This is a genomic window from Nonomuraea corallina (assembly GCF_027620315.1).
Lineage (GTDB): Bacteria > Actinomycetota > Actinomycetes > Streptosporangiales > Streptosporangiaceae > Nonomuraea > Nonomuraea corallina.
The window spans coordinates 1-9,167 of sequence record NZ_JAPNNL010000238.1 but is presented as its reverse complement, the minus strand read 5'-3'; the positions used below and the strand labels follow the sequence as shown (position 1 = coordinate 9,167).

The 9,167-nt window shown below is 73.0% G+C and carries 10 protein-coding genes and 1 pseudogene; 6 read left to right on the top strand and 5 right to left on the bottom strand.

Features of this window, described 5'->3' with window-relative positions; genetic code table 11:
• The coding region (locus OUY22_RS34055; protein ID WP_408638248.1) for a hypothetical protein at window positions 1-1,026 on the top strand (1,026 nt) is incomplete at its 5' end.
• Window positions 1,027-1,110: 84 nt separating this feature from the next.
• A complete protein-coding gene (locus OUY22_RS34050; RefSeq protein ID WP_270159403.1) occupies window positions 1,111-1,857 on the top strand; it encodes an SDR family oxidoreductase in 747 nt (248 codons plus the stop codon).
• On the opposite strand, the gene OUY22_RS34045 is transcribed toward OUY22_RS34050, so the two are convergent.
• Genes OUY22_RS34045 through OUY22_RS34035 form a run of 3 tightly spaced genes read right to left on the bottom strand, consistent with a single transcriptional unit; the run spans window position 1,854 to window position 3,246 of the window.
• Window positions 1,854-2,669 (bottom strand): ATP-grasp domain-containing protein, encoded by an 816-nt coding sequence (locus tag OUY22_RS34045; protein ID WP_270159402.1) that lies wholly within the window; start codon window positions 2,667-2,669, stop codon window positions 1,854-1,856. The genes OUY22_RS34050 and OUY22_RS34045 overlap by 4 nt on opposite strands.
• 50 nt (window positions 2,670-2,719) lie before the next feature.
• A complete protein-coding gene (locus OUY22_RS34040) occupies window positions 2,720-2,971 on the bottom strand; it encodes a hypothetical protein (RefSeq protein WP_270159401.1) in 252 nt (83 codons plus the stop codon).
• Between the two features lie 20 nt (window positions 2,972-2,991).
• A complete protein-coding gene (locus OUY22_RS34035) occupies window positions 2,992-3,246 on the bottom strand; it encodes a hypothetical protein (protein WP_270159400.1) in 255 nt (84 codons plus the stop codon).
• 185 nt (window positions 3,247-3,431) lie between these two features.
• Between OUY22_RS34035 and OUY22_RS34030 the strand changes: the two genes are divergently transcribed.
• Complete coding sequence (locus tag OUY22_RS34030; RefSeq protein WP_270159399.1) at window positions 3,432-4,112, top strand: NIPSNAP family protein; 681 nt, start codon at window positions 3,432-3,434, stop codon at window positions 4,110-4,112.
• A gap of 2 nt (window positions 4,113-4,114) precedes the next feature.
• Here the strand turns inward: OUY22_RS34030 and OUY22_RS34025 are convergent, their stop codons facing one another.
• A complete protein-coding gene (locus OUY22_RS34025) occupies window positions 4,115-5,635 on the bottom strand; it encodes a glycoside hydrolase family 3 protein (protein ID WP_270159398.1) in 1,521 nt (506 codons plus the stop codon).
• A 225-nt stretch (window positions 5,636-5,860) separates the two neighbouring features.
• On the opposite strand from OUY22_RS34025, the gene OUY22_RS34020 reads away from it, so the two are divergent.
• Both OUY22_RS34020 and OUY22_RS34015 read left to right on the top strand, forming a co-directional pair.
• On the top strand, window positions 5,861-6,538 hold the full coding sequence (locus OUY22_RS34020; protein ID WP_408638247.1) for a TetR/AcrR family transcriptional regulator: 678 nt from the start codon (window positions 5,861-5,863) through the stop codon (window positions 6,536-6,538).
• A complete protein-coding gene (locus OUY22_RS34015) occupies window positions 6,535-7,209 on the top strand; it encodes a DNA alkylation repair protein (RefSeq protein WP_270159396.1) in 675 nt (224 codons plus the stop codon). The genes OUY22_RS34020 and OUY22_RS34015 overlap by 4 nt, the downstream gene beginning before the upstream one ends.
• Here the strand turns inward: OUY22_RS34015 and OUY22_RS34010 are convergent, their stop codons facing one another.
• The gene (locus OUY22_RS34010; protein ID WP_270159404.1) at window positions 7,210-8,049 is read right to left on the bottom strand and encodes a LysR family transcriptional regulator; all 840 of its coding nucleotides are present in this window, start codon (window positions 8,047-8,049) and stop codon (window positions 7,210-7,212) included. It abuts the gene before it with no gap.
• A gap of 84 nt (window positions 8,050-8,133) precedes the next feature.
• Here OUY22_RS34010 and OUY22_RS34005 point away from each other — a divergent pair.
• Window positions 8,134-9,167: pseudogene (locus OUY22_RS34005) on the top strand (5-methyltetrahydropteroyltriglutamate--homocysteine S-methyltransferase); the annotation flags it as partial.

Below are 9,167 nucleotides of genomic sequence, written 5' to 3'. Positions count from 1 at the left end.
CGCTCTGGTCCCCTTCTCGCCGGGTGCCCGTACGGGAGGCATCGGATGAACGAGGACGAGCTGCTGGAGCGGCGCTACCGCGCCGTGCTGCGTCTGCTGCCGGAGAGCTACCGGCGCGAGCGCGAGGACGAGATGGTGGCGGCGTTCCTGGAGGCGGCGGGCCACGCGCCCGACGCGGACAACCCGCGCCCTCGCTGGGGTGAGGTGGGCAGCGTGGTCGCGCTGGCGGTGCGGCTGCGGCTCGGCGGTCCGGACGCCGCACCCCGGGCGTTCGCCCACGGTGCGGCCGTGCGCCTGATGGCCCTGCTCGGCCTGGCGTTCCTCGCCGCGATCTCGGTGCTCACCGCGGTCCACCAAGGGAGCGCGGTGCTCGCGGGGGTCCAGCAGGCGGGCGACCTGCTCACCGGGGCGCCGGGCTCGGCCGACCGGCTGCTCTTCCTGCTGGACGCGGTCGAGTCGGGCTGCTGGGTCGTGGCGTTCACGACGCTGGCGCGCGGCCACTCCAGGACGGCCGGGCGGATCGCGGTCCTCGCCCTGGTCGCCGTCGCCGGGTCCACCGCCGTCCGCCTCGCCGTCGATCCCGCACCCTGGCCGCAGACCTTCATGTGGCTCACCCTCACGACGGTCCTGGTGCTCGTGCTGCTGCTGGGCCACCATCGCGACGCCCGGCCGGTGGCGCTGCCGTGGCACCGGACGGCGGCACCGCTCGCGGCGGGCGGCGTCGCGGGGGTCTTCCTGCCTCACACCGCCCCCGGGACGTGGTCGCAGCTGTGGACGGACCCCGTCGGGGTGGGCGTGTCAGCGCTGGCGGCGGGCGCGGTGGTCTGCGCGGTCCGCAGGTCGTCCGCGCCGTGGCGGCTCGCCCTGGCCATGCTCGCGGCGCTCCTCATGGCGGTACGGCTCATGGACCTGAGCGACGCGTACGGACCCTTCCTGATCACGGGTCTCGCCCAGGTAGTCCTCCTGGCCGTCCTGACCGTCGGGCTCGGCCTCACGGGGAGACGCGCGCTGCCCTCGGCGGTCTAGCCGGCGGTCCAGCCGGCGCCTTCGCGACGGCGGCCGAGCCTGCCGGCATGGCGACCAACCGGTCGGTATGGCATGCTCCGGACCATGACTCTGTTCTCGGTGGAAGGCAAGACGGCGGTCGTCACGGGCGGCTCCCGGGGTATCGGACGCATGATCGCGGCCGGGTTCGTGACGGCGGGCGCAGAGGTGATCATCTCCGCGCGCAAGGCGGCCGAGGTGGAGAAGACCGCCGCGGAGCTGGGCTGCACCGCCGTGGTCGCCGACCTGTCCACGCCCGAGGGGGTGGACGCGCTGGTGTCGGCCGTCGACGGGCCGCTGCACGTCCTGGTCAACAACGCGGGCGCCACCTGGGGCGCGCCGCTGGAGGAGTATCCCGAGCACGCCTTCGACAAGCTCTGGAACATCAACGTCAAAGGCGCGTTCACGCTCGTCCAGCGCCTGCTGCCCCGGCTGCGCGAGGCCGCGGGCGAGGACGACCCGGCACGGGTGATCAACGTCGGCTCGGTCGACGGGATCAGGGTGCCGGTCATGGAGACGTACGCCTACTCCTCCACCAAGGCCGCCGTGCACATGCTCACCCGGCACCTGGCCAGGCAGCTGGCCCCGGAGCACATCACGGTGAACGCGATCGCTCCGGGACCGTTCGACTCCAAGATGATGGCCTTCGCCCTGAACGACCCCTCGACCCGGGCCTCGATCGCCGCGAACGTGCCGCTCGGCCGCATCGGACGCGCCGACGACATGGCCGGCACGGCGATTTTCCTGGCCTCGCGAGCCGGCGCCTACCTCACCGGGACGGTCATCCCGGTGGACGGCGGCATCACGGCCTAGAGCAGCTCGCGGAGCGCGGCGGCGAACCTGGCGGCGGACCCGGGGGCCTGGTGGAGGTAGAGGTACGGCTCGGTCAGCTCCAGCTCGATCAGGGCCGGGTCGCCGCTGGGGAGCCGGACCAGGTCGACCCTGGCGTACAGAAGGGGCTGCGGGATGGCGGCGAGCACCTTCTCGGCGAGTTCGACCTGGTCCGGGGCCGGTGTGCGCGGCCGCGCCCGGACGTTGTCCGCGCCTGTCATGCCGGGGGCCAGCATGGGCGAGCGCCGGACGGCGTGGCTGAATCGGCGGTTGAAGTAGAGCAGCGAGGTCTCGCCCTCCGACTCGACCATGTGGAGGTAGGGCTGGACCATGGGGGTGCGACCGGCGGCCTCCAGAGCGGCGGCGCGGGCCGCCGCCTCCGCGCGGTCGGCGGTCCTGGTGGTGTCGCGGGCGCCCGCCGAGATCGCGGGCTTGACGACGTACTCCTCGTGATCCGGCAGGTCCCGGGAGGACCAGTGGGTGGGCACGATCGGCACCCCGAGGTCGCGCAGGTAGGTCTTGTCGGTGTTGGACTCCAGGACGACGGCCGGGTTCAGCAGCCGGGAGACCCCCTCCACGCGGCGGGCCCAGGCCAGGAACTCGTCCCTGCGGTCGAGATAGTCCCACGCGGACCGGACGACGACGGCGTCGTAGGCGCTCCAGTCGGCCTCCGGGTCGTCCCAGCGCTCGGCGCGCCCGTCGATGCCGGTGTGACGCCAGGCCTCCAGGACGGTCTCCCGCTCGTCGTCGTGGCCATCCGGATCGTCGAAGGTGACGTACGCGCACAGAACCATCCGGCGATGGTAGCGCCCACGCCCCCGGGCGGCGCGGGCGCCTCCATCCGCTAGTCGACCTCGACGCCGACGCGGGCCCAGCCGCGGTTGGTCGGCACGACGGCGTTGCCGTTGATGGTGGTCACATTGGCCGCGGCGCCGCCGCCGCGGTTGCTGGTGCCGATGTTGCTGAAGTTGTTGCCGGTCTGGGACGACTCGGAGTTGCGGCTGCCGTTGCCGGTCCGGGGGTCGGCGTGGACGGGGGCGGCCAGGAGGGCGACACCGGCGGCCGTGAGCCCGATCAGGGCGAACTTCTTGATCATGTCTGTCGGGTCCTTCCGGTTCAGAAGAAGATGAAGGTCACGGCGGTGCTGCCGTGGGCGGCCGTGAAGGCGTAGCCGTTGAGGTTGTTGACGTTGACCGACCGGCCCCAGCCGTGGTTGGCCGCGCCGACGCGGGAGAAGAGGTTGCCGGCCTGCCACGACGACGTGTTGGTGCTCCAGTTGTCGCTCCAGCGGTCGGCGTGCGCGGGCGCGGCCGTCACCGTCACGCCGACAGCCGCCGTCAGGAGGCCCGTGGCGCACAACTTCTTGATCACTTCAGCTCCTTCGTAGGGGAAGGGCGTGGCGAACGCCCTCATCGACCCGCCTTGACCTGAGGGAGGCCAAAGCCAGAGCGATCCTATAACTCTGCGTAGCGATCACAGGGCATTGAGTTATCAGAAGATTGTTCTGCGGCTATCACTGACGGAGGATGTCATGAGAAGCCCTCTACCGTCACCGCGTGATCTATGAGCTTCGCCAGTACACGCTGCGCCCTGGTCTGCGGGACACCCTCATCGAGCTGTTCGAGCGGGAGTTGGTCGAGCCGCAGGAGGCGGCGGGCATGCGGATCGTCGGCCACTTCAGGAACACGGACGACCCCGACCAGTACCCCTGGATCCGCGCCTTTCCCGACATGGAGGCGCGCAGGGCCGCACTCACCGCCTTCTACTCGGGTCCCGTCTGGAAGGCGCACCGCGACGCGGCCAACGCCACCATGATCGACTCCGACGACGTCCTCCTGCTCCGGCCCGTCTCCGCTCCCGCCGTCCCCGCCTGGCCCTGGCCCCGCCCCCTCACCGCCGACGCCACGCGCCCGCCGGTCGGCGCCACCGCGCTCCCCACGTCCCTGTACGTCGCCACGATCTGTCACGTCGAGGACGGGTTCGCCGCGCACTTCGCCTCACAGGTGGCGCCCGCCCTGGTCGAGGCCGGAGCGCCGCCGATCGCCTGCTTCGAGACCGAGCCCGCGGCCAACACGTTCCCGGCGCTGCCCGTACGTGAGGGGGAGAACGTGTTCGTCTGGCTGACCCGCTTCGCCCGGGCGGAGGACGAGGTCCCCCCGCCCGCACTCGACACCTTCGTGACGGCGCCCCCGCACCGGCTGCGTCTCTCCCCCGCCGCTCGCTCGACCCTGAGGTGACCTCACAGGCCGCCGGCGAGCACCTCGGCGGCGGCCTGGCCGCAGACGCGGGCGGCGCCGTACGTGGCGATGTGGACGGCGCCGAGGTCCGCGCGGTGCGGCAGGCCCATCTCCACCACCACCGCGTCGGGGCGGGCGCTGAGCAGGTGGAGCAGCGCCTCGGCCTGCCAGGCGTGCCGGTGTGCGTCGCGGACCACGATCACCAGCGGGCGGCCGATGGCCCCGGCGAGCAGGTCCTCGATCGCCGCTCCGGTCGCCTCTCCGGCGGCGAACCGGGTCGCGGTGGTACCCGGCAGCAGCCCCGAGAGAGGCGCGGCCACGCCCCAGGGGGTGGCCTTGTCGATGGCCAGGTGCGTCTCGGGAGCCAGTTCCACGACGTGCGGCGCGGAGGACAGCGGCAACGGCGCCGAGCCGGACCGGCGGGTGACGCGGAGCGCCCGCCGCGCCGCCACCAGCCCGACCCCCCCGCCGCCTGCTCCCGCGCCGTCATGTGACGTTCCCGCCGCGCTCCGCGCTGGGTCCGCCGTGCTGCCCGAGGTGGCCCAGAGCGCCAGCTCGCGGACCCTGCGAGCGGCGTCGGCCAGTCGTTCCTCGGGCAGCAGCCCGTCCGTCACCGCCGCGGCGATGGCGTCGCGCATCCCGGCCGCCGTGGCCTCGTCGAAGCTCTCGCCGCCGACGCAGATGGCGTCCGCCCCGGCCGCGATGGCGCGGGCTGCGGCCCCGCCGATCCCGTACGGGCCCGAGACGGCGGTCATCTCGATCCCGTCGGTGATGATCATCCCGTCGAACCCGAGCTCCTCGCGCAGCAGGCCGGTCAGGACCTTGGGGCTGAGCGTGGCGGGCAGGTGCGGGTCGTACGACGGGACCAGCAGATGCCCCGTCATGACGGCCCGCACGCCCTCGGCGATGGCCGCGCGAAAGGGCAGCAGCGCCTGCTCGATGTCGCCGTCCGACACGACGGGCACGCCGTGGTGGGAGTCGACCGAGGTGTCCCCGTGGCCGGGGAAGTGCTTGGCGCAGGCGGCGACGCCGGCCGACTGCAGGCCCCGGACGAACGCCCGGGTGTGGCGGGCGACCAGTTCGGGGTCGGCGCCGAAGGCCCGCAGCCCGATGACCGGGTTGTCGGGGTTGGAGTTCACGTCCGCGGAGGGCGCGAAGTCGATGCCGATCCCGGCGGCGGCCAGGTCCAGGCCCAGGTCGCGGGCGAGTTCCTCGGTCAGGGCGAGGTCGTCCACCGCGCCGAGCGCGTACCCGCCGGGGCGGCTGCTCCCGGTGGCCGCCTCCAGTCTGGTCACCTCGCCGGTCTCCTCGTCGATGCCGACCAGGGCGTGCGGGTTCTCGGCGTGCAACGCCGCCGTGAGCCGGGCCACCTGCTCGGGGCCGGCGATGTTGCGGGAGAACAGCACCACCCCGGCCAGCCCGTCGGCGAGCCTGCGGCGCACCCACGCGGGCGGCTCGTGTCCCGCGAAACCCGGCAGGAGAACGGCGTCGGTCAGGCGGAGGAGATCGCGGCTCAGAGGCATGAACCGCAATCTAATAGGAAAGTTTCTTATTTGCTAGAGGCGTTACCGAACGTCACCCCGTCCCTCCGCAGGACGAACCACCGGAGGACGAACCGCGGCCACGACACGCGGGCCCGCCTCCCGCCGGAACCGGTTCACCCCGGGTCCGGCGCGGGCGGGGAGCGCAGGATAATGGCAGGGTCGGCGGATCCGGTCGATCACCAAGCGCTTGGTAGAGGGCGCATAATGGTGACCGTGACAACGCGAAAGAACTCCGGCGGCACCACCACCCAGACGAAACGCCCCGGCGCCGCCTCCTCGGGGGCGGCGTCCGAGCGCCGCGAGCACCTCGTCAAACTCGCCGCGGAGCTCTTCGCGCGCAAGGGATTCCAGGCCACGACCGTCCGGCAGATCGCCCAGGAGGCGGGCATCCTCTCGGGCAGCCTCTACCACCACTTCGACTCCAAGGAGGCGATCGTCGACGAGGTGCTGTCCACCTTCCTCGACGATGTCACCGCCCGCTACCGCGCCGCCGTCGACGGCGGCTCCGACCCGCGCACGGTGCTGACGGAGATGGTCCGCATCGGGTTCGCCACGCTGGAGCCGCACCGCGCCGCGATCACCGTGATGCAGAACGACTGGAACTACCTGCGCCAGTTCGAGCGGTTCAACTACCTGGTCAAGGCCGAGGAGGAGGTCGAGCAGATCTGGGTGTCGCAGATCAGGGCCGGCCAGGCGGCCGGGCAGCTCCGCGACGACGTCGACCCCAAGGTGACCTACCGCATGATCCGCGACACGATCTGGGTGGCGGTGCGCTGGTTCCGTCCCGACGGCAGGCTCGACACCGGCGAGCTGGCCGAGCACTTCGTCACCGTCCTGTTCGACGGTCTGGCCACCGGCCACCGGACGTCGCACCGGGCATGAGCCTGACCGAAGAGGTGCGGCTGGCCCTGCGGAAGGCGGCCGAGCCGGACAAGGCAGCCGCCATGCGGGCCTACATGAAGTCGGCGATGCCGTTCCTGGGCGTCCAGGCGGGGCCGCGGCGGGCGGCGCTCAGGCAGGTGTTCGCCGGCCATCCCCTGGGCACCGCGCCGGAGTGGCGGCAGGCGGTGCTGCGGCTGTGGCGCGAGGCCGAGTTCCGCGAGGAGCGCTACGCCGCGATCGAGCTGACGGGTTTCCGCCTCTACCGCGCCTACCAGACCCTCTCCACCGTCCCGATGTACGAAGAGATGATCGTCAGCGGCGCCTGGTGGGACCTGGTGGACGAGCTGGCCACGCACCGCGTCGGCGGGCTGCTGGCGGCCTTCCCCGACGCGATGCGCCCGCTCATGCTGGAGTGGGCGCACGCCGGGGACCTGTGGAAGCGGCGCACGGCGATCCTCTGCCAGAACCGGTTCAGGTCCCGTACGGACACGGCGCTGCTGTACGCGTGCATCGAGCCGAGCCTGTCGGACAACGACTTCTTCGCGCGCAAGGCGATCGGGTGGGCGCTGCGGGAGTACGCCAAGACGAACCCGGACGAGGTGGTCCGTTACGTACGGGCGAAGGGCATCTCGGGCCTCAGCCGCCGGGAGGCGCTGAAGAACCTCACCTGATCACCTGGTCCACAGCGCGTCCTGCGTCGCCTGGACGAGCGCCAGCAGCTCGTTGGTGACCCGCTCCCTGGACCAGGCCAGCGCGTACGTGAGCTGGAGGCCGGCGCCCTCCAGCGGCACGAACACCACGTCGTCGCGGCGCACGCTCCGCACCAGCAGGTGCGGGATCGGCAGCACTCCCGTCCCGGCGGCGACCAGGTCGAGCGCGGCCGCGAAGTCGTCGTCGCGGACCGTGCGCGGATGTCCGGGCAGCCCTTCCCACCGTCTCCCGCCGGGCGTCAGCACGACGAGCCCGGCCAGCTCCCCCGGCCGGACCGGGGCCCGGGACACCAGGGCGTGGGCGGGCGGGACCGCGAGGTGGTCGACCGTGACGTGGAAGCGGGCGGCGGTGACGAAGCGGGCCGGCGCCGGCGTGGCCAGGATCGCGGCGGACGCCTGACCTTCGTCGAGGGCGGCCACGGCGGCGGCCCGGCCCGCCGGATGGAGCTCGACCGCCACCGGCGGGGTGCGTCCTGCCATCCGCCGCGCGATGCGGGCGGCCAGCGGACCGGCGAGCGGTGGATAAGCCAGGTGAATGACCGGCCGGGCCAGCCGCGACGCCTCGGACGCGAAGGCGGCGGCCGACTCCAGCACCTGTTCGGCGTAGGGCAGCAGCGCGACCCCGGCCGCCGTCAGCCGCACCGCGCGGGCGGTGCGCTCGAAGAGGCGGACGCCGCTGGCGCGTTCGAGGCGGGCGACGGCCTGGCTGACGGCGGGCTGGGACAGGCCCAGGTCGGCCGCGGCGCCGGAGAAGCTGAGCCGCGCCGCCACCCTGACGAAGCACTGCATCTCCCTGGCCATAAGCGACACGAATAGATGATGCACCAAGCAGGCGAGGCCGTGCACGATGCCCAGACGTTCACGATCACCTGAGGAGCGAATGCGATGTCCGCCTTCCCGCAGTCCACCGTGCTCGGCTACCCGAGGATCGGCCCTCGCAGGGAACTGAAGCACGCCCTGGAGTCGTACTGGGACGGCCGGTCCACCCGCGAGGACCTCGAGGCGGCGGGAGCCGCGATCCGGGAGCGGACCTGGCGCGGGCTGGCCGGTCTGGGCCTGGAAGGGCTGCCGTCGAACACGTTCTCCCTCTACGACCAGGTGCTGGACACGGCCGTGCTGCTGGGCGCAGTGCCGGAGCGCTATCTCCAGGCCGCGGACCCGTACTTCGCGATGGCGCGCGGCACCGACGGGCTCGCGCCGTTGCGGATGACGAAGTGGTTCGACACGAACTACCACTACATCGTGCCCGAGGTCGGCCCGGAGACGGCCGTCAAGCTGGACGCGGCCAAGCCGCTGGGCGAGGTGCGGGAGGCGCGGGCGCTGGGGTACGAGACGCGGCCCGTGGTGGTCGGGCCGGTCACGTTCCTGCTGCTGTCGGCGGACCCGGCGGCGGCGCTCGCGCGGCTGGACGACGTGCTCGCCTGCTACGAGGAGCTGCTGGGGGCGCTGGCGGCCGAGGGCGTGGCGTGGGTGCAGCTCGACGAGCCCGCGCTGGTGGCGGACCGGACGCCGGCGGAGCTGGCGGCGGTGCGCACGGCCTACGACCGGCTGGGGAACGTGGCGGCCAGGCCGGGGCTCTTCGTGGCCTCGTACTTCGGGCACCTCGGGGAGGCGCTGCCGGTGCTGGCGGCGACGCCGGTGGAGGCCGTCGGGGTGGACCTGGTGCGCGGCGGCCTCGACGGGCTGGAGGCGCTCGCGGGCAGGACCGTGGTGGCCGGGGTGGTGTCGGGCCGGGACGTGTGGCGGACGCCGCCGGAGCGGGCGGCCCGTGCGCTGGAGGCGGTGCGCGCGTTCGCGGGGCAGGTCGTGGTGAGCACGTCGTGCTCGCTGCTGCACGTCCCGTACGACGTGGCGGCCGAACCCGAGCTGGGCCCGGCGCTGCGGGAACGCCTGGCGTTCGCCGAGCAGAAGGTGGCGGA